Source organism: Lysinibacillus sp. G01H (assembly GCF_028872195.1).
Lineage (GTDB): Bacteria > Bacillota > Bacilli > Bacillales_A > Planococcaceae > Lysinibacillus > Lysinibacillus capsici.
Genome location: NZ_CP118397.1, coordinates 2,928,120 through 2,949,886, shown reverse-complemented (window position 1 = coordinate 2,949,886; position 21,767 = coordinate 2,928,120). Strand labels below are relative to the sequence as shown.

Sequence of the window (21,767 nt, the reverse complement as noted above, 5' to 3'; positions counted from 1 at the left end):
CAACACGAGATATTGTGTATTTATTTTGTAATGAAGAAAACAAGGGAGGCTAAACGATGGTACTCACAAATCATCAACCCGAAGTAAACAATCAATTTGAACAGTTAAACAAAGATATTGAACAATTCCCGCAGGTACACCCCGTAACATCTGATATGCATATTACACACAAAGGTGTATCGAGACTTGTCATGATCGATCGCTATTCGTTTAAAGACACAGAAAAGAAAACATTGAAAGCCGGCGACTTTGTTGTATTAACGGTAAAAGCTGATCCGAAATTTCCTGCACGTGGTTTAGGGACAATTCAAAAATTGGATATGTCTACAAAAACAGCAGAGATTTTGATTGAAGAAGATTATCGTAGCGCATTAGACGATCCGCAAGAGCAAGAAACGGGTGTGATTACGCGTTCAATTGACGTGTTAGAAAAGCCTCTTGAGATATTTTATGAACAAATTGCAAAACGAAATGCAACAGGCCTTGCTGCTGTTGAAAAAACACCAGAAAAACGCCAAGAGTGGTTTGAGAAATTTTATAAGCAATTAGTCTCTTTAAAATTCATCCCTGCAGGGCGAGTGATTTATGGAGCTGGTTCTGAAACAGATGTAACTTTCTTTAACTGTTATGTGATGCCATTTGTCGCTGACTCTCGTGAAGGGATTAGTGATCATCGTAAGCAAGTAATGGAAATTATGAGCCGTGGTGGCGGTGTAGGAACAAATGGTTCAACTTTACGTCCACGCAACACGCTAGCTCGTGGTGTAAACGGTAAATCATCTGGTTCTGTCTCATGGTTAGATGATATTGCGAAGCTGACTCATCTTGTCGAACAAGGTGGTAGCCGCAGAGGTAAGCATAATCTAGGTGCTTCTGCGTAAACAAACCTCGTGAATTGCTGGGAACTCTTTAACGGAAATATTGTCACTTTAATCGAGGTGGGAAATATGGATGTTTATGATGCGATACAACCACATGAAAATGTTAAAAAATGCATTATAAATGCACTGCTAGCTACAACGTAATCGGAAACGGTAAACGTGAATGCTTGAAAATAGCAGTGGGATAAAGACAATCAGCAGCCAAGCTCCTTTTAAAGGGGAAGGTTCAACGACCATCGAAAACACGCTAAGTTAGCGGAAGTGAGTAGAGTAGGAGTGAAGCCACTCCGAAGTGCGAGGGCATCTAATGAGATGTAAGATATGGTCTCAACTTCTATGGTGACATAGAGAGTGGGTGTAGCGAGCCCGCGTAAGAAATCGGCACAAATGATTATGCTAGCAGATTGGCATCCAGATATTGTGGAGTTTATTATTTCCAAAATGCAAAATCCACGTATTCTACGTTACCTGATCGAAAATACAACGGATGAAACAATCATCCGTCTAGCCAAAGAAAAATTAAACTTCAGGCCACTTTCTATGCAAGAAGAAGCGATGTATCAAGGCATCGTGAACTATAAAAACATTGAAGGCTTAGGTGGATTTGATACAGCTATCATTCGTGAGGCTGAAAATAAATTACGTGATGGTGGCACGTACACTGTTCATAACCCAGAGTTTTTAACAGGTGCCAACATTTCTGTGACATTAACAAAAGAATTTATGGAAGCAGTTGAAAAAGACGCTGACTTCGAGCTTCGTTTCCCAGCCGTTGAAGAATATACAAAGGAAGAAATGAGCGTTTACAACACGAAATGGCATGAAGTTGGTGATGTTCGTGAATGGGAGAAAATGGGCTATAAAGTCCGCACATACCGTACAATTAAAGCAAAAGAGTTATGGAATTTAATTAATGTATGTGCAACATACTCGGCAGAGCCAGGTATTTTCTTCATCGACAACGCCAATGACATGACAAATGCAAAGGCATATGGTCAAAGTGTTGTAGCGACGAACCCATGTGGCGAGCAACCACTTGCACCATATTCTGTGTGTAACTTAGCTGCTGTGAATTTAGCACAGTTTGCGAATAAAGAAAATCAATCAGTTGATTACGAAGCACTACGTGAAACAGTTCGTGTTGGTGTTCGTATGCAGGATAATGTGATTGATGCGACACCTTACTTCTTAGAAGAAAATCGTGTACAAGCTCTTGGTGAACGTCGTGTTGGTTTAGGCGTTATGGGCTTAGCCGATTTACTGATTTACTGTGAAAAAGAATATGGTTCAGAAGCAGGTAATGCGTTAGTCGATGAAATCTTTAAAACAATCGCTGAAACTGCGTATGAGGCGTCTACAGAGCTTGCGAAAGAGCGTGGTAGCTTCCCATTCTTAGTAGGTGCTACAGACAAAGAAACAGCTCGTTTACGTAAAGCCTTTACAGAGACAGGCTTTATGCAAAAAATGCCTGCTCATATCAAAGAGCAAATTTTAGCGACTGGTATCCGAAACTCACATCTATTAACTGTTGCACCAACAGGGTCAACAGGAACAATGGTAGGGGTAGCAACAGGTCTTGAGCCATACTTCTCCTTCACGTACTATCGTTCTGGTCGTCTAGGTAAATTCATTGAAGTAAAAGCTGAAATTGTCCAAGAATATTTGAACCGTCATCCAGAAGTAAATGAGCAAGAGCTTCCAGAATGGTTCGTTACAGCAATGGAGCTAAAACCAGAAGCGCATGCTGATGTGCAATGTATTATTCAAAAATGGATCGATTCCTCTATTTCTAAAACTGTAAACGCACCAAAAGGCTATACAGTACAGCAAGTTGAAAAAGTGTACGAGCGACTATATAAAGGTGGCGCTAAAGGTGGTACGGTCTATGTTGACGGTAGCCGTGATTCACAAGTTCTTACACTAAAAGCAGAAGAAAATGATATGGATCAACTTTCATTTGAAGAGGAATTGGTTGAAGAACATACAAAACGTCCAGTCGTATTAGTAGATACGATTCAAGCGTTAGAGTCAACAACTGTTATTGGCTCAGACGTTGGGAATACATGCCCAGTATGCCGTAAAGGCACAGTCGAAGAAATGGGCGGCTGTAATACATGTACAAACTGTGGCGCACAGTTGAAATGTGGCCTGTAAATAATATTTTAAATTAATTTGTTGTGGCTTTGAAATAAAGTTGCGATCTATATAATGGCAAAGAAATACCTCTTTAGATATTTTATCTAAAGGGGTGTTTTTCATGTCTAACACAAACAGAACATCTAAAATTGGCTATATAACAAGAAGAATTTTTTTAGATGCAAATTACTTCAATTAAGAGACTTTTATTGAGCTACGGGGAAGCTTAGTCCAACCAAAAGAAGTGTTGTTAGATATATTAAATAAACTAAATGAAAATGATTTTGTGCAGCAATTCATTCAAGTTAGGGGTGGCACAATCAACATCATTTTATGGGTGATAACATTAAAGCAAAATAAGATTTTCCCAAGCATGTCTCGTAAAGCAACGTGTGCAGACAATGCGGCCATGGAGAATTCTTTGGCTAAATGTATTACGGAGAAGAATTAATATCCTACAAAACATTAAAGAAGAAAATAGAAAAGTATATCGATTACTATAATAATGATCGAATTAAACAAAAATTGGCCGGCATGAGTTCAGTATTTTACTGAACTTATGCCAGCCAATTAGCTGCATAAATAAAACTCTAACTTTAAGGAGTCACTACCAATACAAGCGGTCTAACATTTTTTCTTTTTGTTTTTAGCCTCTTGTATTTGGCTTTTTCTATTCTGAAAGCTGTTCTTTTCCAACTGTATCTTTTATATAAGAGTGAGAGTTTGCGGCTTCTTCAATTTCCTTGAATGCCCAATGTGTTGCTTTGACATCTGGGAAGCTTGGTTTTGTGACGCCGTTTAATGGACCACGTTCAAACATGCGATTCATCATTACGACTACTTGTGCACGTGTTAAAGCAGCATTTGGTGCAAAGCTTCCATTCTCAAGACCATTGATGATGCCTGCAGTACGGTTTGCTTCAATAATCCATTGTGCCCAGTGGTCTTTTGTATCCTTGAATGTAATCGCTGCCCCTTCTTCTACAGAAAGCTGTTTATAGTTGGCTACGACTGCCGCCATTTCAGCACGTGTGATGTTGGCATTTGTATGGAAGTTACCATTGTTATCACCATTCATAATGCCCTGTTCTTTTACAAAGGCAATTGCTCCTGCAGCACTATGGTTTTTGGCTACATCCTTAAACGGTGCTTTCTTCAATGCTTGTCCTTCTGTATAGCCTAAAATACGAGCCATCATGATCGCTACTTGTGCACGTGTAACATTCTTATCAGGACCAAATGTGCCGTTTGGGAATCCTTTAATATAAGCATCATGCTCGCTTACCTCTGGCTTTTCAAATTGAATAATGGTAAACGTACTGAACTTATCTACAGTGAAGCGTAGACCAAGCTCACCCTTTGCCATTGTGACGACTTCAGGAAAGACCATTTTTTTCTCACCATCTGAGTGTTCAATAAAGACGGCTAGTTGCTCTAAGAATCTTTGACGTGCTGCTGCTTCTGTTGGTACATTTACATCTCTTAGTGGTAGTGTTACTTGTACTGGACGACTTGGCATATTTGTTTCTATTGTCATTGGACGAGCTACCACACCCCAATCGTTACTTTGTAGTGTCTCTCGGACAACTTTTTCTACTTTAGCGCGTTCTTCAATCGCTTGACGCTCGCTTTCTTTCTTCACTGGTACTAAACGGAAGTAGAAGTTATCGTCAAGGCCTTCCATTGAGCTATGTGAAATTGCAATATGACCATTTACTGTTGAAATTTCTAGTGATAAACCATTGTCACGTAATGTTTGTAGAGATTGCTTTGGAATTTCTACTGTTACTTTATCCACCTCATCATTCACATCAGGAATGACGATACGTGCAATGTTATTGCCAATTTGTTTTGCTTTTTCTACAGTTTCTAATGCTTGCGATGGTGTGAAGTTGACGAAGTCTGTCATTTCACCATTGGCATGTTTAGTGCGTTCAATTTCCACTGTTGTTTTTTCAAGTGGATGGTTACCATCAATTTCTAATGCTACTTGGATTTTCGTTGTTGTCGAGCTTGGATTAGTTGTTGCAGGGATAGAATTTGGCGTCCATGTATCACCATTGCTACTTGATTTTTGAACCGTAAAATTAATTTTATATGTTTTTGTTGTAAATCCATCTTCAGCTGTGACAACAATTGTTGTTGTACCTGGTAAACTTGTTGCATTCGTCACAACAGCACTCGCTTTATCCTTATCTGCGACAGTCGCCATTACCTTAGGAACCATAGTAGTGTATGACGGTAATTCAACATTGTATATTTCTTTTTGAGATTCGAACTCTGCTACAGATGAGGCGTTAATAGTTAGATTACTTAATGTTGCATTATTGCTTAAAGTTGGTGTTAAATTTTTAACCGTAAAATTAATTTTGTATGTTTTTGTTGTAATCCCATCTTCTGCTGTGACAACAATTGTTGTTGTACCTGGTAAACTTGTTGCATTTGTCACAACAGCATTCGCTTTATCCTTATCTGCGACAGTTGCCATTACACCTGGAACCGTAGTAGTACCTGCTGGTAATTCTACGTTGTATATTTCCCTTTGAGATTCAAACTCTGCTACAGTTGAAGCATTAACTGTTAAGTCTCTTAATGTTGCATTATTGCTTACAGTTGGCGTTGAATTATTTTCAACATCCTCTAAAGTCTGTTCAATATTGCTATCTAAACTATAAAAATACTCAACTGTTTTAGCTTCACCAGGTTTCATGTTACCAACAGCAAAAGTTAAACTAATCTGTGAATCATTTGTTGTTTCGGCTACTTTACCGTCATCATTAAATGCAGTTGGATCAAATGGGTTGGAACTATCAATGGATGCGCGTGATTTAGAATCTGTAGACATCAAAATCAATGCATTCCCAGTAATAGGACCCTTCGATAATACAACAGATTTAGCATCATTCGGATAGTTAAATGGAACCGAATTGATAGTATCAAAATTATCATTTTTATCCGCGTCAATATCAGGATCTACAGAACGCATATAACGTACATCTAAAAGTACTCTATCTGTCATATTCGTCATTTTAACTGTAGCTTTAAAGAATTTATCATTTGCTTTAAATGAAACAGTTTGTTCTATTTTTAATGCACCATCAGATGTTACCCCACTCGTTTTTGCTACTAAATTATCTTCTGTCGATAAATCTTCATTAGTGCTCATTAGAATCTCCATAGATCCTAAAGCATTTGCATTTAAAAATAATTTTGTGCTATCATCATTTTCTTTATAACCAACATAAAATCCTTCGTAGGGACTTCCAGGTAAGAAATAATCGCCACTACTCATTGCTTCCCCACTATCAAACCCATCAGAATCTACTGTAAATCCTAAATTTTCACGTCCAGTAGGATGGAAACCTATTGGGGCTGCACTTTCCGTTCCAAACGAACCACCTTTTGAAATCCCCATCTCAATATATTTTCCTCCAAGGAAGATATCATCACCAACTTTTTCATGTCTCGCATAGGAAACATTTTCCGGAACTATCATCTCTTCTGGTTGAGATTCTTCCGGCGCTATCGGCTCTTCAATTTGTGATTCTTCTGCTCCTACAGAATTTACAGGAAACAAGCTAAGTAATAACATACAAATTGTCATTATCAATAATTCTTTGCTTTTTTTCATAACTTTTTCTCCTTTCCGAATAGGATAATGCCTCGTTTTATATTTTTTTATAATGAGGATTCATTAACAAAGTTATTATAAATAAACAAACTCTCAAATAACTCTCAAAAAAATAATGAATTTTCCTATTTAGATAGAAGAGTTTTACAAGTCTTTAATAAATACATTTAATCCATACTTATATTTGAATATGTAATCTTTTCGTGTTATTCAATAATTTATCAGATTTTTTAATTATTAAAACAATCATGAAAAATAAAAAAAGAAATCATTTCGATTGCTACTCCTTGTTTTTTTTGAGGGAATAGAGAGAGCCTATCATCTAGCTAGATTTGTAGAACGAGATGATTTTTTTTGGATATTTATGTTAAATTCACTATAATGTATGTGGAGCAGGTTAGTTTATTGATTTGCTTAGAATATTTTGAGTTTCATTTATTAAAGCTTAAGGAGACAAGCATATGACGTTATATTCTGTCCTAGTGGCGAACAGTTCTTTACAAACAGTTGATTGTACAGGAATTGCTGAAATAACAGTAAGAGAATTAAAAAAATTATATCCAATTACAGAGAGTACACCAACACAGCCGTGGCATCTGATGGATGATGATGCACGAGTTTTACATGCAGCAGATGAATCGGCTTTTGGAAATTTGAATATATTCCAATGGAATAATCCACCTTATGACTTAGGGCTTTATAATGAAAAATCCTTTGTATACGGCATCGAGGGAAATTGGGGTCCTCAATTTTTAGAAGATTTTTTAAGTTATTTGAAGGAACATATACAACCAGAGCAAGGAGCTGAATTAATTAGGTTTTGGGCAGGGGATTATGATAAAAAACTAAAAAGCCGTCGTATTACGATGGAAGACCTTGAATTGCATCACCTTGAAAGCTTAAAGAACGAGGAATACATACGTGTCGCTTTTGTATAGCTAACTCTGAATGATGGAACTCCACATAATAGATGCAGAGGAAAATCAAGCGTTATCAGAAGATGAGGTAGAAATTTATCAAAAAAAGTAGATAAATTATTTCAGGATGATTAATCTTAACTATCTACATGTTATCAAGACAAAATTGATTAGCCTTATTCACAGGGTGGAAGAGGTTAGAAAAGGGTATAGGTATAGTTACTCGTCTCAAATTAAAATCCAATAATATAGCGGTAGTTGGATGGAATAGATACCTAATCGAAAGCTGTCATTTTGTTTCAAAATGGCAGCTTTTTGACAACAGGAAGGTCTTTTTATTTGATGATAGATTTTGGAAGGAGTATTCTTCAAAATGTGGAATTAAAATAAAGTTCGATAAAAAAATGCATTTTACCATCATCGATACTCAGTTTTAGTGGTTTGGCACATCACTTTATTAATCATTACATGTTTGGAAACAGAATGAACAATAAAAGGAGAGAAAAACATGAGTATAGAAATTTTTAATGGAGAACGATCTGTAGAGAGTGTGCAATTTGAAAAATTATTGTTTTCACAAAGTAATAAAAAGAGCTTTTCTAGTATTGAAAATGCTCAACATTTTATTAAGCAAAGAGGAACAGAAAATATTCACCCCTATGTGATTGGGGAGGATGTCAATCTTTTAAGCGAGGTGAAGGAGCAAACATTTGAGGATATGCAGGTTTTTATTTTAAATGACCAAAAGTCTTCATCACAAATGGTGATTCTTTATATACATGGTGGAGCTTGGACAAATCAACCTTTAAATTTACACTGGTTGTTCATGGATAAAATGGCACAAGCCTTAAATGCAAAAGTTATTGCGCCTATCTATCCAAAAGTACCTCATTTTAACTATCAAGATACGTACCCAAAAATGCTCAGTTTCTATAAAGAGATTCTAGCATCTATTGAAAGCTCCAATCAATTAACCATTATAGGAGATTCAGCAGGTGGAAATATAGCACTCGGTCTAATACAACAGTTGAAGCGGGACAATCTTCCTCAGCCGCAAGATATTATTTTATTGTCGGCATGTGTTGATATGAGTTTAGAAAATCCACTTATTCAGGAATATGAAGAAAACGATCCCATGTTAGCTAGTGAAGGAATGGAAGTCATAACAAAGATATGGGCAGCTAATAAAGCTCTGAAGGACCCATTGATTAGTCCTATTTACGGTGATTTTCAAGGGATTAGCAAGATTACTCATTTTATTGGGACTCACGAAAGCTTATATCCAGATGCAATACAATTTGATGAAAAGCTAACAGACCAAGGTGTTGCGATCACTACCTTTGTTTATCCTAAGATGAATCATGTGTTTGTTGTGATGCCAATCCCTGAGGCAGTGGATGCTCAACAGAAAATTATAAATATCCTAAGTAAATAATTCACAGAAAAACGTGTTTTGACCCATTCAAAATACGTTTTTTCTATGTACATTTTTAGCAAGGTTTATTTATCTGTAGATGTTTGCAGAAATCGCAGAAGGATTTGTCAAAATTAGTTGGTGTCTCAAAACAATCAATCATTGCAATTGATTTGGGAAAATATTAGAGTTTACCTCCAATATTTTAAAAGCTCCCGAATATGATGGGTGTTTTTACTGCCTTGCTAGTAAGTAAAAAAACATTCTAAGTAAGCTAACTTGTACGTTTAACCCCTTGGATAGGCCTATCTAGAGGGGAGTTTTTTTATTGTTCAAAAAAATCTTTTAAATTGACCACTTATTCCTTGATAACGACCAGTTGTCGATAATCCATTTACAACATGTATGGAAAAATTTATAGTGAGGCGTAGAAAGGACAGTGATCATATGAAGGTGGAAGTATCGATTGACCCTACATATAAAGAACCCAAAGTAATCATTCTCACAGATAAAATGACTGATGACATTGAGCATCTTATACAAATTATTACTACGACAGCGGAAAGCACTTTATTAGCTTTCTCCCATAAAGGTGTTGAATTGATCGATAGTAAGGAGATCGTGCGTATTTATACAGAGCAAAAAAAGGTTTGTGTCCAGAGTATTCACGGTGTTTATACGGTACGTTTGCGTCTTTATGAGCTGGAGGAAAAGCTCAATCCTCAAATGTTTCTCCGTATTTCAAATGCTGAAATAGTTAATCGCTACATGATCAAGCATATGGACATTAGTAGAACAGGTACAATCGGAGTTGAATTAAAGAATGGCACGAAAACATACGCTTCTAGGCGTTATGTAAGCAAAATAAAGAAGCAATTAGGAATCTGAGGTGATAAATATGCGAAAAGACATTTTAACACGTATTATTGGTGGATTTTTGATCGGTATAGTAATGGGACAAATTGTGCAATTCTTTGTCTCGATGGGCATAGGGCAAGGAAACTATGTTTGGGTGGTGCCAGAATTTCGTACTTACTTTACAGATGAAATAAGTGCAATTATTACTCAAATTCTATTAACGGGTGTCATAGGCATTGCCTTTGCTCTTGCAGCACTTATTTTTGAAATGGCTAGCTGGGGAATGTTGAAGCAATATTTCGTCCACTTTTTCATAACGGCAATGATTTGGATACCGATTGTAACGCTACTATGGATGCCAAAAACAATAGCGAATGTTTTTTCTCTCGTAGCCAGCTTTCTCGGAACTTATATTGTGACATGGGTTTTACAATATCGATTTTCACAGCGTGACATAGAAAAAATTAATGCGATTCTGACTAATCGAGGTGAAGAGCATGATGATTAACATAATAGATTTAACAAAGCTTTATAAAGAGCGTGTAGTCGTTAATCAATTAAATTTACAAATCCATCAAGGTGAACTTTTTGCTCTTTTAGGACAAAATGGCGCTGGCAAAACAACCATAATCAAAATGTTGTGTGGGCTCCTTTCACCTACAGAGGGGGATGCCACAATAGATGGAAAAAGCATTGTGCAAAATACACAGGCTGTAAAACAAGTGATTAATATTTCGCCCCAGGAAACGGCGGTTGCACCTAATTTAACGGTATATGAAAATTTATTATTATTCAGTCAGATTTATGGCTTTGAAAAAGAAAAAGCACAACAACAAGTATATGACAAAATGGCCTTATTCGGACTGACACCACATCAGCATGACAAGGCTAAGACACTATCAGGCGGCTACCAGCGTCGTTTAAGTGTAGCAATGGCCCTAATGTCAAACCCAAAGGTATTGTTCCTCGATGAACCGACTTTAGGGATGGACATACGGGCAAGGAATGATGTATGGAACACATTGAAGCGCTTAAAAGGACATGTCACGATTATTTTGACCTCCCATTATTTAGAAGAGATAGAGGCTTTGGCTGATCGTGTAGGAATTATGCATCATGGACAAATATGTGCACTAGGAACGATACAACAATTGATCACTGAAACAGGCAAGCATTCTTTAGAAGAAGTATTCTTGGAAAAAACAGAGGAGGTGTTATTGTGAGGATAGCTGCGTTTGCAACAAGGAATCATAAAGAGATTGTCCGCGATCCAATCACTTTATTATTTGGTATAGGCTTACCAATTCTTTTATTAGGCTTATTTTCTGTTATGCAAAAAAATATGCCACTTGCTTTATATGAAATGAATAATCTAGCACCAGGCGTCATTGTATTTAGTTTTTCTTTTCTCACACTGTTTTCAGGAATGTTACTAGGAAAAGATAAAAGCTCATCCTTTTTAATGAGGATTTTTGTTTCTCCTTTGTCTGCTGCTGATTACATTTTAGGGTATATGATACCTTTACTACCAATAGCCCTGCTACAAATTTTTGTTTGTTTAGCTACCGCCATGTTATTAGGGTTGCCATTTAATAAGTCGATCCTCTTTTTAATCCTTGTACTTCTAATGATCTCACCACTCTATATTAGTTTTGGTTTATTATTTGGGACATTATTTACAGATAAGCAGGTAGGAGGGATATTTGCCATCTTTGTTAATGTGACAACTTGGTTAAGTGGAACATGGTTCGAATTAGATATGATTGGTGGAACATTTCAAAAGATTGCGCAGCTTTTACCTTTCATGCACGCAGTCGATGCAGCTAGGGCTATCCTACATGCAGAGTATGCTCATGTGTTTTATTCACTTATTGTCATCATTGGTTATACGGTAATTATGACAATTCTCGCCATCTTTATGTTTAAACGGAAAATGCAAGGCCGTTCAAAATGAAAAAAGGCAGCTCCGACGTTGGGCTGCCTTTTTGATTAATCATGATTTAATGTCGCAGCGATTTCAGGTTGCTGCTCTACTTGGCGTAGCATATTAAAGGAAGCAATCGCTACTTCTACTTGATCGTCCTTTGGTTCACGAGTTGTAAGTAATTGGAGCCATAAGCCAGGGTAGCCAAGGAAGCGTAGCACTGGAATATTACGGCAGGCATTTGTCGCTTGTAAGACTTCAAATGAGATCCCCAGAACAACAGGAATTAATAGGATACGATCTAAAATACGAAGCCACAGTGGATCTGTAGGCACAAAGAAATATAAAAACATACCGACGAACACTGTGAATAATATGAAGCTACTACCGCAACGATAGTGTAGGCGTGATTGAGCTTGAACATTTTTTACGGTAATGTCTAATCCAGCTTCATAGCAATTTATCACCTTGTGCTCTGCACCATGGTACTGAAATACTCGTTTAATGAGGGGCGTTAACGAGATAAAATATAAATAGGCTAGCAGTAATAATAGTTTAATACCGCTTTCTAGTAAAATTTGTCCCGTTTTTCCTTCAATCCATTTTGAGAAAAAATCAGCTATAAAAACAGGAATTAATGTAAAGGCAAATTTTCCAAATAAAAAGGAAAGAATACCTACTACAGCAACGCCTAGTATCATTTGAAGTTTAGAGCCTTCTTCTTTATGATCTTCCTCTTCACCAGGTGCCACATCATAACGATCCCCAGCAAATTGCATGTGACGAGAGCCTAAGCCAGCGGATTCAATCAGTGCGACCACGCCTCGTACAAATGGGATTTTTTTAAGCTTTTGTAAAAAAGGTTTTTGTACTTTTTTGAAATGATAATAATCAATGGAATCATCGTTACGACGAATGGCTGTAACAGTATGTTCCTTTCCTCCGAACATCACACCCTCTAATTGTGCTTGTCCCCCGTATACAGGTGAATTGCTCAAGGCTAACACCACTCTCTTTATATATTTCAACTGTACCATTGTACTAAATTTAGTGAAAAACCTCTACCGTTACGCATAGTAAATTTTCTATATGGCTACACTAAACGTACATTTTAGGAAATAATTAGTGTGCATAAAGGAGAGGTATATGATGAAAGTAGCGACAATTACAGCACTTGTCAATGCGCTTGTTTTAGCGCTGTGCTTAAAGGGTTTACATTATTTCCATCTCATTAAATGGCATCCGATAGGGTTTTATAAAAAATGGAATTGGTTTGAAGAAAGCTCTAAATTATTTCAATGGACCTTTTTTATTTTTCTACTATTTATTATCGGCTTATTTTTATACATGACTATGCGCTATGTATATATCATTCCAGCTGTCTTTTCTTCCCTTTTATTAGGTCTGTTGGTGACCATCACATTGGAATGGATTGCTTTAGATTTACCATTACAGCTTACGTCTTTTAAAAAACTGTCAATTCCCTTTATGGTGACCGTTATTTGTTTATTACGTTTCTTGCTTGAAACTGCCAATTTCCATCAAAAGGAACATACAGCACAAAAACAAAGTTGAAGGTACAAAATATCCCCTTCGTTTAAGGGGGTATTTATGGCACTACTAGTTGAAATTAGTTGCTGAATGCATGGTGTATGATAAAATAAATGGCAAGTACATAGAAAGAGGCGAATAGAAGCGTGAAGTTATTATGTTTGAATGGACCTAACTTAAATCGACTTGGTAAACGAGAGCCACATATTTATGGACATGAAACATTGGATGATGTTCGAGAAAATGTTCAAAATCTTGCGGCATCTTTAGGTGCTACAGTTGAATTTCGTCAATCCAATCATGAAGGGGTACTAGTAGATTGGGTGCATGAAGCAGAGGACGAAAAATATGATGGTATTATCTTTAATCCTGGTGCATATACCCATACAAGCATCGCATTGCATGATGCGATAGCAGGTATTTCCGTGCCAGTTATCGAAGTACATATTTCCAATATCCACAAACGTGAGGCTTTCCGACATCATTCCTATCTTGCTCCGGCCTGCCTTGGTCAAATTTGTGGACTAGGTACGAAAGGCTATGAACTGGCACTACGTACATTTATCGAGAGGGAGAATTGATTATGTTGAAATTACAAAAGCTACGTAAAGCACTTCAAGAACAAAGCATCGATGGTATTTTAATTACGAATGGGTACAACCGTCGCTATATGACAGGTTTTACAGGGACAGCAGGCGTAGCAATTGTGTCTCAAAATGATGCTGTATTTATTACAGATTTCCGTTATACAGAGCAGGCTGCTGCACAAATTCAGGACTTCCGTATTGTCAAGCATGATGCCACAATTATTGAAGAAATTGCTACTCAAGTAAATAATATGGGTATCAAATTATTGGGCTTTGAGAAAGATACTGTAAGCTATGGCACCTATGAACTGTATAAATCGAAGATTCAAGCAGATTTAGTGCCGATTTCTGGGCTAATTGAAAAAATTCGCTTGATTAAGACGGAACAAGAGATTAATATTATTAAGGCTGCGTGTGAAATTGCAGATCACGCATTTACACATATTTTAGGCTTCATCAAGCCTGGTAAAACCGAGCTTGAAGTTTCGAATGAATTAGAATTTTTCATGCGTAAACAAGGAGCAACTCAGTCTTCGTTTGACACGATTGTTGCGTCTGGTCTTCGTTCAGCATTACCACACGGCGTTGCAACGAATAAAGTGATTGAAAAAGGCGACTTTGTTACATTAGACTTTGGTGCGCTTTATAATGGCTATATTTCGGATATCACACGTACTGTGGCTGTGGGAGAACCATCTGAAAAATTGGTAGATATGTACAATACAGTCCTTGCTTCTCAACTGTTAGCACTTGAAAAAGTGGGTCCTGGATTAACAGGCATTCAAGCGGACGCGATTGCACGTGACTACTTAAAAGAAAAAGGATATGGCGAAGCATTTGGTCATTCTTTAGGACACGGTATTGGTCTTGAAGTACATGAAGGCCCTGGCTTATCGATGCGTTCTGATACAGTGCTAGAGCCAGGTATGGCCGTGACGATTGAACCAGGTGTTTACTTACCTGGAATCGGTGGTGTCCGTATCGAGGATGATATTTTAATCACAGAAACGGGTAATGAACTACTAACACATTCGTCAAAAGAACTCATTATTTTATAAACTTTGGAGGAACACAAATGATCTCAGTAAACGATTTCCGTACAGGTCTAACAATTATTGTTGATGGCCAATTATACCGCGTGTTAGATTTCCAACACGTAAAACCAGGTAAAGGTGCTGCATTCGTACGTTCTAAATTACGTAACCTACGTAACGGCTCAGTGAATGAAAAAACATTCCGCGCTGGTGAAAAAGTTGAAAAGGCACAAATCGATAATCGTAAAATGCAATATTTATATGCACAAGGTGACGAGCATGTATTTATGGACTTGGAATCATATGAGCAAACTGAACTAGCTTCATCTGCTATTGAGTATGAATTAAAATTCCTAAAAGAAAACATGGAAGTGCATATTCAATCTTACCAAGGTGAAATGTTAGGTGTTGAATTACCAAACACTGTTCAATTAGAAGTAACAGAAACAGAACCAGGAATCAAAGGTGATACAGCTTCAGGCGGTACAAAACCTGCTACTCTTGAAACAGGTCTAATCGTACAAGTACCATTCTTCGTTAACCAAGGTGACGTTTTAATCATTAACACGGATGAAGGTTCTTACGTTTCACGTGCATAATGATCAGCCTACTCTTTTCATTAAAGAGTAGGTTTTTATTTTTTTCTTATACATATACTGTCAAATCGTTCATTTAATGTGATAATAGATAGAAGCACTAGTTAATTTTTATTGAGGTACTATCAAATTTCTATCATCAGATAGATGGTTATTACTGGTAGAATTGTTTACAATCAGAGTAAGGAGTGAAAGGTATGTTACAAAAAACATTTGATATGCGATATCCAATTATACAAGCACCAATGGCAGGTGTGACATCGCCTAAATTTGTGGCGGCTTGTGCTGAGGCAGGGCTATTAGGTTCAATTGGTGCAGGTTACTTAGATGGCGAACAAACCAAGCAGTTTATTCAAGAAGTGAAGAAGTTAACGACAAAGCCCTTTGCGGTCAATTTATTTGTGCAAGAAGAACCCAAAATTGATGTCGAGGTTTTACAACAAGCCAGAATGGCACTGCAACCTTTTTACGATGAATTAGGATTATCCCCTGTACAGAGCGTAACATCAAAGGAAGTTTTTGCAGGACAGGTTCAAGCTGTGATTGAAGAAAATGTAGCAATTTGTTCATTTACATTTGGGCTGCCATCTCCAGCAGTTCTTAAACAATTAAAAGATCATGGCGTCTATACGATTGGTACTGCAACTACATTAGAGGAAGCCATACTAGTGGAGCAAGCAGGAATGGATGCGGTTGTATTACAAGGGGGAGAGGCTGGTGGTCATCGAGGCTCTTTTACTGACCCTTTGCAATTAATTCCATTACATGACTTACTACAACAAGTAGTGGGAAAAGTTGCGATTCCGATTATAGCTGCGGGAGGCCTTGTGACCAAAGAGGATATTCAAAAGGCACTTGAAAGTGGGGCACAGGCAGTTCAAATTGGGACGGCTTTACTAGTGGCAGATGAATGCGAAATTTCGCCACTCTATAAAAATGCTGTATTGGCATCAAAGGAACAACAAACGACGATTACGCTTGCATTTACTGGTAAACCAGCAAGAGGTTTAGCAAATGATTTTACGAAACGTATGGAGGATGCGACAGTAGCACCCTATCCGCTACAAAATTATCTAACGACTACCATTCGTAAGGAAAGTGCTGAGCAAGGTAATGCGGAATACTTATCCATGTGGATGGGTGAAAATAGTCATCTCATACAGCAAAAGGATACGGTCAAAAACATTGTAAGCAAACTAATATAATTTTTAATTGTAGAAGATCTCTATACATCTGTATAGAGGTCTTTTTTTTTGAAGAGCGACATATATTGCTGTACACGAGGGGGCGTAGGAATGGAATTACAAGACGTATTAAGAGTTGCTGGAGTGGGACTAGTCGTTGCGCTTCTTCATGTTTTCTTTGATCAAACAGGGAAGAAGGAGTTTTCATTTTTCCTCTTTTTCATTGCTTACTTATATATGACAGCAGAATTACTTCGATTTTTACGTCTATTCTTTAATGAGATTTTAACCTTCTTCCAATGGCTTACCTCATCCGGGTAATGTGAATGGAAATTGTCATCGTTGCTGTTGTCATGCTGCTTTTATTATTGCTGATAAAAGAAGTTATACAGCCACTCCATGCGCTAATCAGTGTGATGTTTTCTTTTTTGCTTTTTGGCATGTTGTTCTCGACACTTTTATTGCCGTTCACCAAACAATTGTTAGAAGCACTTGCGTTTTTACCTTATGCGAAGGCTATTTTAATCAGTGCAAGTATGTTCTATGTCGGGCAGTGGGTGGCATTGCTTTTGGCAGAACATAATTATAAAGTGCTCGGGAACATCGTTTTTGCTGCTGTAAAAATTGTGATTTTGCTGTATTGGTTCAAAGAATTTCTGGCTGTTCTACAGGAGGTGTCGGCCATTTTAAAAAGGCTAAACTAAGGAGCGAAGCCATTGCAGGAGCAAATATTATCGTTTTTAATCGACCCATTCTTTCTCTTGCTCAAGATGACGCTCATGCTTTGCAGCTACGTCATCATCATTTTGATTGTGAACATGCTATTACCAGAGTTTGAAAAAGGGACAAGGATACTTTTTTTTCTTATCGTTTTAGCAACAATCGGTCCTGTTGTTGTCAACTCCTTTACATTAATCGATGAAATTGCACAAGGACTAGCCCATCTATTTACAGCATTTTATCCAATTCTTACATCGAGCTTTTTATTATCCAGTAGTATTACAGCGATTGCTTCCTGGCAGCCTTTTTTACTGTTTTTTGTACAAGTCCTCACCATTATCAGTAGTAAGTGGCTTATTCCTGGCGTGCTTTTGGCCATTGTCTTTGATGTATGCAGTGTGATTGTTAAGGAAATATCCTTTACTCGAATAGCTGAATTGATTCGATTTACGATTATGAGCATCGTGTCGGCCTCAGTTATTTGCTATGTCTTACTGATGACCGCAAGCGGTGTAGCAGCATTTAGTGTCAATGCGGCTGTAGCGGAGCCCGTCAAAAAATTAATTGAAGAAAATATTCCAGTTGTAGGTTCTTTTATTGTGGATAGTTTTTCGATGTTTCAGCATATGACTCAATTTACATCTTCTCTTACAAGTATTAGCGCCTTTATTGCGGTCATTACGGTGTCTTTTATCCCAACCGTGCAGCTTGTAGTTAGTGCCTATTCTTTGAAAATGCTTGCTGCTATTTTAGAACCGATTGCCTTTGATGATATTTGTAGACTACTAGATCAAGTTAGCAAATCGCTATTTACTTTATGTGCTGTATCATTTTTAATTGCTTTTTCATTTATGTTTTCTTGTTTTTTCCTCATTGTGTTCGTACAAGTCATGGCAGGGGGGAGATAGATTGATTCTTTTATTGGCATTGCTGTTTGTCTGTCAGATTTTTGTGTTTCTAACGGATGATAAGGAAATAATTTCACTGACAAAGTTGGTCATCACGTTAGTATTTTTGCAATTGCTATTAAAGATTCCATTTATCAATTCATAGGAAGAAACAAGCGTACATACACTTGAAAAAGAGAAGATGAAAGGAGGCAATGTACAAGTGATGTGGAAAAGACACGAAAAAAAACAACGTCATTAATGGTATTAATTTTGATAGCTGCCTCCGTGGGAATTTTCATCATTTTACCTATGTATCAAACGAATTCAACAAGCGACAAAGGTTCACCACTCACAAATGAAGAAAAACTTGAGCAAACCCTGAAGGCAATGGAAGGTGTTGGGGAGGTTAAAGTCTACTTTTATTATGGAGAGATGACAGATGATCAGGATGCCAATAAACTATTCAGCCAATATTTTCGAGGGACTGAACAAGGCACGAAAAACGTGACAGGAATGCTCGTTGTTTCAGAGGGTGCTTCCGATATCTTTGTAAAAAATGAAATTCGTGCTGTCGTCAGTCAAGTGATGCAATTACCGATTCATCGAATTATTATCGTTCCAATGGAAAATAAGGAGGAAAAGTAAATGCGCGTACGTAGAAGAACAGTTTGGTTTATGACATTATTAAGTTTAGTAGCAGTCATTTCAGTGTATTATTTGGTAGATCCAGCAAAGCAATTCAATGGTCTTACTATTTTTACAGATGATACACTGCAACAAACAGCTGTCACAGGTGTTACAGATCAGGAAGCAACAAATGATATAACACAAGAAGTATCTTCACCAAGTCACTTATTTGAAGAAATGCGTATGCAGGTTAGTGATGAGAGAAGCCAACTTCGTGAACAGTTAACACAAAAGATTGCTTCAGAAGAATATTCTGCCGAAGAAAAAAATGAGGCATACAATGAGATGGATGGCCTGATTAAACGTGAATCAGCGGAAGCTATGCTTGAGATGCTTGTAAAATCATTAGGCTACTCTGATGCGTTTGTACGTGCTGAGGGAGAAAAAGTGTCGGTGACAGTGATGGCAGAGGAATTGTCAAAAGCACAAGCAAACGAAATTATTTATCTCGTAAAAACAGAGATGGAAGGCGCAAATGATGTGCAAGTCAAGTTCAGTGCAAATAATTATTAAAAAATAAAGAAAAAAATAAATTTTTAGTTAATTTATAAAAGGTTGTTATATATCAGCTTCATGAAAAGGCTTTCGCTTAGTAAAGGAAAGCCTTTTATTTTGTTCATATTTACTTAATTTTCATTTAACTATTTCAAATTGATACGAAAAAATATAGAATAGTTATTGTAGTAGATTTTAATTCATAAGGAGAGTTAGAAATGTTCAAAATTCAAGAAATTCGTGAAATTATCAAATTAGTGGATTCTTCTTCAATTGACGAGTTTGTGTATGAAGTAGATGGCGCAAAAGTAAAACTTAAAAAGAATAATGTTGTTGTTACAGAAACTGTAGCACCTAAAAAAGAAGTAGTAGCCCCTGTTGTACAACAATCTGCACCAGCAGAAGCTCCAGCAGTAACACCTGCACCAGCGAAAGAAGAAGCGCCAGCACCAGCTGCACCATCAGTTAACGACCCATCGTTACATAAAATTGTATCTCCAATGGTCGGTACTTTCTATCAAGCACCAAACCCAGATTCTCCTGCATACGTAAAAGTGGGTGACAAAGTAGGGGACGAAACAATTGTATGTATCGTAGAAGCAATGAAATTATTCAACGAAATCGAAGCAGAAGTTCAAGGGGAAATCGTTGAAATTCTAGTTAAAGATGGCGACTTAGTAGAGTACGGCCAACCATTATTCCTTGTAAAAGCTGAGTAAGGAGTGCAAAACAAATGAAAAAAGTTTTAATTGCAAACCGCGGCGAAATCGCTGTGCGTATCATTCGTGCTTGTAAAGAGTTAGGCATTCAATCGGTTGCTGTGTACTCTGAAGCAGATGCTGACGCATTACATGTGAAGTTAGCAGACGAAGCTTATTGCATCGGACCGAAGCTATCAAAAGATTCTTATCTTAGCTTCCCAGCGCTACTTAGTGTAGCTGAAAAGACAGGTGCTGATGGCATCCACCCAGGATATGGCTTCGTATCAGAAAACGCTGATTTTGCTGAAGCTTGTGAAAACGCTGGCATTAAATTTATCGGTCCATCCTCTGATTCTATTAAAATTATGGGCATCAAGGACGTTGCACGTACAACAATGGAGGCAGCAGGTGTCCCACTTGTTCCAGGTACTGGTATTGTACCAGATATCGAAACGGGTAAAGAATGGGCTGCTAAAATTGGTTACCCTGTCATCATCAAAGCAACTGCTGGTGGTGGTGGTAAAGGGATCCGTGTAGCACGTACAGAAGAAGATCTTGTAAAAGGTATTGAAATTACGCAAAAAGAGGCTGCTGCAGCATTCGGTAACCCTGGCGTATATTTAGAGAAATTTATCGAGTACTTCCGTCACTGTGAAATCCAAGTTTTAGCAGATGGCTACGGGAACGTGGTACATTTAGGCGAACGTGACTGTACGGTTCAACGTCGTATGCAGAAGTTAGTAGAGGAAGCTCCATCTCCAGCCTTATCTTCTGAGCGTCGTGCTGAAATGGGTGCGGCAGCAGTAAAAGCGGCACAGGCATGTAACTATGAAGGTGCCGGCACGATCGAGTTTATCTATGACTATCAAGAGGACAAGTTCTACTTCATGGAAATGAACACTCGTATTCAGGTTGAGCACCCAGTAACAGAAATGATTTCTGGTGTAGATCTTGTACAACAACAATTAAAAATTGCATCTGGTGAGAAGCTTCCCTTCACACAAGATGATATAAAATTAAATGGTTGGGCGATTGAATGCCGTATTAATGCAGAAAATGCCTATAAAAACTTCATGCCTTCAGCAGGAACTGTTGATACGTATATAACACCAGGTGGCTATGGTGTACGTATTGATTCTGCTGTCTATGCGGGCTATACAATCCCACCATATTACGATTCAATGGTAGCAAAACTAATTGTTCATGCGGATACACGTGAAGAAGCGATTGCAAAAATGAACCGCGCTTTAAGTGAATTCGAAGTATCTGGTCCTGGAATTAATACAACCATTCCATTCCACCAAGCTTTGATGAACAATGATGTCTTCAAATCAGCGCAATTCAATACGAAGTTCCTAGAAGAGAACGATGTATTGGGCGTAGCAGAAAAAGTGAAGTAAGCGTTCGCAAGTTTAAACCTCCTAGCTTTTATTAGTTAGGAGGTTTTTTTATGTCTAAGCATAAATAGATAGAGGACTTACTTGCAGGTAGAAAGATCAATCATAGAAGAAAATTGATCGTTATAGAAGCTTAAACCGTTACCAATTGAAGTAATCAATAG

General features: G+C 37.5%; 22 protein-coding genes and 2 pseudogenes. 22 read left to right on the top strand and 2 right to left on the bottom strand.

What is annotated here, in order from left to right; translation table 11 throughout:
* Positions 1-56 precede the first annotated feature (56 nt).
* The 3 genes and pseudogenes from PSR12_RS15030 to PSR12_RS23915 form a co-directional block, all read left to right on the top strand.
* Positions 57-854 (top strand): annotated as a pseudogene (locus PSR12_RS15030) (ribonucleotide reductase N-terminal alpha domain-containing protein); the annotation flags it as partial.
* Between the two features lie 399 nt (positions 855-1,253).
* A pseudogene (locus PSR12_RS15025) lies at positions 1,254-3,035 on the top strand (vitamin B12-dependent ribonucleotide reductase); the annotation flags it as partial.
* 411 nt (positions 3,036-3,446) lie between these two features.
* On the top strand, positions 3,447-3,572 hold the full coding sequence (locus PSR12_RS23915; protein ID WP_081456929.1) for an IS3 family transposase: 126 nt from the start codon (positions 3,447-3,449) through the stop codon (positions 3,570-3,572).
* 115 nt (positions 3,573-3,687) lie between these two features.
* Here the strand turns inward: PSR12_RS23915 and PSR12_RS15020 are convergent, their stop codons facing one another.
* On the bottom strand, positions 3,688-6,648 hold the full coding sequence (locus PSR12_RS15020; protein WP_274769585.1) for an S-layer homology domain-containing protein: 2,961 nt from the start codon (positions 6,646-6,648) through the stop codon (positions 3,688-3,690).
* Positions 6,649-7,109: 461 nt separating this feature from the next.
* Between PSR12_RS15020 and PSR12_RS15015 the strand changes: the two genes are divergently transcribed.
* The 6 genes from PSR12_RS15015 to PSR12_RS14990 all read left to right on the top strand — a co-directional run bounded on the left by PSR12_RS15015 (position 7,110) and on the right by PSR12_RS14990 (position 11,791).
* Positions 7,110-7,586: a hypothetical protein gene (locus PSR12_RS15015; protein ID WP_221680150.1), complete on the top strand. Its 477-nt coding sequence runs from the start codon at positions 7,110-7,112 to the stop codon at positions 7,584-7,586.
* Positions 7,587-8,073: 487 nt separating this feature from the next.
* Positions 8,074-9,000, top strand: a complete 927-nt coding sequence (locus PSR12_RS15010; protein ID WP_274769583.1) for an alpha/beta hydrolase fold domain-containing protein — start codon at positions 8,074-8,076, stop codon at positions 8,998-9,000.
* Positions 9,001-9,426: 426 nt separating this feature from the next.
* Positions 9,427-9,867, top strand: coding sequence for a LytTR family DNA-binding domain-containing protein (locus PSR12_RS15005; RefSeq protein WP_221680417.1), 441 nt, complete (start codon positions 9,427-9,429; stop codon positions 9,865-9,867).
* Between the two features lie 10 nt (positions 9,868-9,877).
* A complete protein-coding gene (locus PSR12_RS15000; RefSeq protein WP_274769581.1) occupies positions 9,878-10,345 on the top strand; it encodes a DUF3021 domain-containing protein in 468 nt (155 codons plus the stop codon).
* A complete protein-coding gene (locus PSR12_RS14995; RefSeq protein WP_274769579.1) occupies positions 10,335-11,060 on the top strand; it encodes an ABC transporter ATP-binding protein in 726 nt (241 codons plus the stop codon). The genes PSR12_RS15000 and PSR12_RS14995 overlap by 11 nt, the downstream gene beginning before the upstream one ends.
* Complete coding sequence (locus PSR12_RS14990) at positions 11,057-11,791, top strand: ABC transporter permease (protein ID WP_274769577.1); 735 nt, start codon at positions 11,057-11,059, stop codon at positions 11,789-11,791. Before PSR12_RS14995 ends, PSR12_RS14990 begins: the two co-directional genes overlap by 4 nt.
* Positions 11,792-11,826: 35 nt before the next feature.
* On the opposite strand, the gene PSR12_RS14985 is transcribed toward PSR12_RS14990, so the two are convergent.
* Complete coding sequence (locus PSR12_RS14985; protein WP_050779473.1) at positions 11,827-12,798, bottom strand: DUF1385 domain-containing protein; 972 nt, start codon at positions 12,796-12,798, stop codon at positions 11,827-11,829.
* Between the two features lie 112 nt (positions 12,799-12,910).
* On the opposite strand from PSR12_RS14985, the gene PSR12_RS14980 reads away from it, so the two are divergent.
* The 13 genes from PSR12_RS14980 (at position 12,911) to accC (ending at position 21,606) form a co-directional block, all read left to right on the top strand.
* Complete coding sequence (locus tag PSR12_RS14980; protein ID WP_004231110.1) at positions 12,911-13,336, top strand: hypothetical protein; 426 nt, start codon at positions 12,911-12,913, stop codon at positions 13,334-13,336.
* A gap of 122 nt (positions 13,337-13,458) precedes the next feature.
* Positions 13,459-13,893, top strand: coding sequence for a type II 3-dehydroquinate dehydratase (gene aroQ / locus PSR12_RS14975; protein ID WP_004231111.1), 435 nt, complete (start codon positions 13,459-13,461; stop codon positions 13,891-13,893).
* A 2-nt stretch (positions 13,894-13,895) separates the two neighbouring features.
* Entirely contained in the window at positions 13,896-14,957 is a 1,062-nt protein-coding gene (locus tag PSR12_RS14970; RefSeq protein WP_257520156.1) for a M24 family metallopeptidase, read from the top strand.
* Positions 14,958-14,974: 17 nt separating this feature from the next.
* A complete protein-coding gene (gene efp, locus PSR12_RS14965) occupies positions 14,975-15,532 on the top strand; it encodes an elongation factor P (protein ID WP_004231115.1) in 558 nt (185 codons plus the stop codon).
* Positions 15,533-15,726: 194 nt separating this feature from the next.
* Entirely contained in the window at positions 15,727-16,734 is a 1,008-nt protein-coding gene (locus PSR12_RS14960) for an NAD(P)H-dependent flavin oxidoreductase (protein WP_274769574.1), read from the top strand.
* 90 nt (positions 16,735-16,824) lie between these two features.
* Positions 16,825-17,034 carry a hypothetical protein gene (locus tag PSR12_RS14955; RefSeq protein ID WP_012295089.1) on the top strand — a complete coding sequence of 70 codons (210 nt, stop codon included), beginning with the start codon at positions 16,825-16,827 and terminating at the stop codon, positions 17,032-17,034.
* 5 nt (positions 17,035-17,039) lie between these two features.
* Positions 17,040-17,417 (top strand): hypothetical protein, encoded by a 378-nt coding sequence (locus PSR12_RS14950; RefSeq protein ID WP_274769571.1) that lies wholly within the window; start codon positions 17,040-17,042, stop codon positions 17,415-17,417.
* Between the two features lie 12 nt (positions 17,418-17,429).
* A complete protein-coding gene (locus tag PSR12_RS14945; RefSeq protein ID WP_004231121.1) occupies positions 17,430-18,341 on the top strand; it encodes a stage III sporulation protein AE in 912 nt (303 codons plus the stop codon).
* A gap of 1 nt (position 18,342) precedes the next feature.
* Positions 18,343-18,486 (top strand): hypothetical protein, encoded by a 144-nt coding sequence (locus PSR12_RS14940; protein ID WP_004231124.1) that lies wholly within the window; start codon positions 18,343-18,345, stop codon positions 18,484-18,486.
* Positions 18,487-18,548: 62 nt separating this feature from the next.
* Positions 18,549-18,968, top strand: coding sequence for a hypothetical protein (locus tag PSR12_RS14935; RefSeq protein ID WP_221680160.1), 420 nt, complete (start codon positions 18,549-18,551; stop codon positions 18,966-18,968).
* Entirely contained in the window at positions 18,969-19,523 is a 555-nt protein-coding gene (locus PSR12_RS14930; protein ID WP_004231131.1) for a SpoIIIAH-like family protein, read from the top strand. It abuts the gene before it with no gap.
* A 200-nt stretch (positions 19,524-19,723) separates the two neighbouring features.
* Entirely contained in the window at positions 19,724-20,224 is a 501-nt protein-coding gene (accB, locus tag PSR12_RS14925) for an acetyl-CoA carboxylase biotin carboxyl carrier protein (RefSeq protein WP_221680161.1), read from the top strand.
* Positions 20,225-20,238: 14 nt separating this feature from the next.
* Positions 20,239-21,606 (top strand): acetyl-CoA carboxylase biotin carboxylase subunit, encoded by a 1,368-nt coding sequence (accC, locus tag PSR12_RS14920; RefSeq protein WP_004231135.1) that lies wholly within the window; start codon positions 20,239-20,241, stop codon positions 21,604-21,606.
* Positions 21,607-21,767 lie beyond the last annotated feature (161 nt).

What these genes read in the sequence shown, in the direction of transcription:
- PSR12_RS23915 (WP_081456929.1), top strand. Translation starts at nt 3,447, where the DNA reads ATGTATTACGGAGAAGAATTAATATCCTACAAAACATTAAAGAAGAAA.
- PSR12_RS15020 (WP_274769585.1), bottom strand. Translation starts at nt 6,648, where the DNA reads ATGAAAAAAAGCAAAGAATTATTGATAATGACAATTTGTATGTTATTA.
- PSR12_RS15015 (WP_221680150.1), top strand. Translation starts at nt 7,110, where the DNA reads ATGACGTTATATTCTGTCCTAGTGGCGAACAGTTCTTTACAAACAGTT.
- PSR12_RS15010 (WP_274769583.1), top strand. Translation starts at nt 8,074, where the DNA reads ATGAGTATAGAAATTTTTAATGGAGAACGATCTGTAGAGAGTGTGCAA.
- PSR12_RS15005 (WP_221680417.1), top strand. Translation starts at nt 9,427, where the DNA reads ATGAAGGTGGAAGTATCGATTGACCCTACATATAAAGAACCCAAAGTA.
- PSR12_RS15000 (WP_274769581.1), top strand. Translation starts at nt 9,878, where the DNA reads ATGCGAAAAGACATTTTAACACGTATTATTGGTGGATTTTTGATCGGT.
- PSR12_RS14995 (WP_274769579.1), top strand. Translation starts at nt 10,335, where the DNA reads ATGATGATTAACATAATAGATTTAACAAAGCTTTATAAAGAGCGTGTA.
- PSR12_RS14985 (WP_050779473.1), bottom strand. Translation starts at nt 12,798, where the DNA reads ATGGTACAGTTGAAATATATAAAGAGAGTGGTGTTAGCCTTGAGCAAT.
- PSR12_RS14980 (WP_004231110.1), top strand. Translation starts at nt 12,911, where the DNA reads ATGAAAGTAGCGACAATTACAGCACTTGTCAATGCGCTTGTTTTAGCG.
- PSR12_RS14970 (WP_257520156.1), top strand. Translation starts at nt 13,896, where the DNA reads ATGTTGAAATTACAAAAGCTACGTAAAGCACTTCAAGAACAAAGCATC.
- efp (WP_004231115.1), top strand. Translation starts at nt 14,975, where the DNA reads ATGATCTCAGTAAACGATTTCCGTACAGGTCTAACAATTATTGTTGAT.
- PSR12_RS14960 (WP_274769574.1), top strand. Translation starts at nt 15,727, where the DNA reads ATGTTACAAAAAACATTTGATATGCGATATCCAATTATACAAGCACCA.
- PSR12_RS14955 (WP_012295089.1), top strand. Translation starts at nt 16,825, where the DNA reads ATGGAATTACAAGACGTATTAAGAGTTGCTGGAGTGGGACTAGTCGTT.
- PSR12_RS14950 (WP_274769571.1), top strand. Translation starts at nt 17,040, where the DNA reads ATGGAAATTGTCATCGTTGCTGTTGTCATGCTGCTTTTATTATTGCTG.
- PSR12_RS14930 (WP_004231131.1), top strand. Translation starts at nt 18,969, where the DNA reads ATGCGCGTACGTAGAAGAACAGTTTGGTTTATGACATTATTAAGTTTA.
- accB (WP_221680161.1), top strand. Translation starts at nt 19,724, where the DNA reads ATGTTCAAAATTCAAGAAATTCGTGAAATTATCAAATTAGTGGATTCT.
- accC (WP_004231135.1), top strand. Translation starts at nt 20,239, where the DNA reads ATGAAAAAAGTTTTAATTGCAAACCGCGGCGAAATCGCTGTGCGTATC.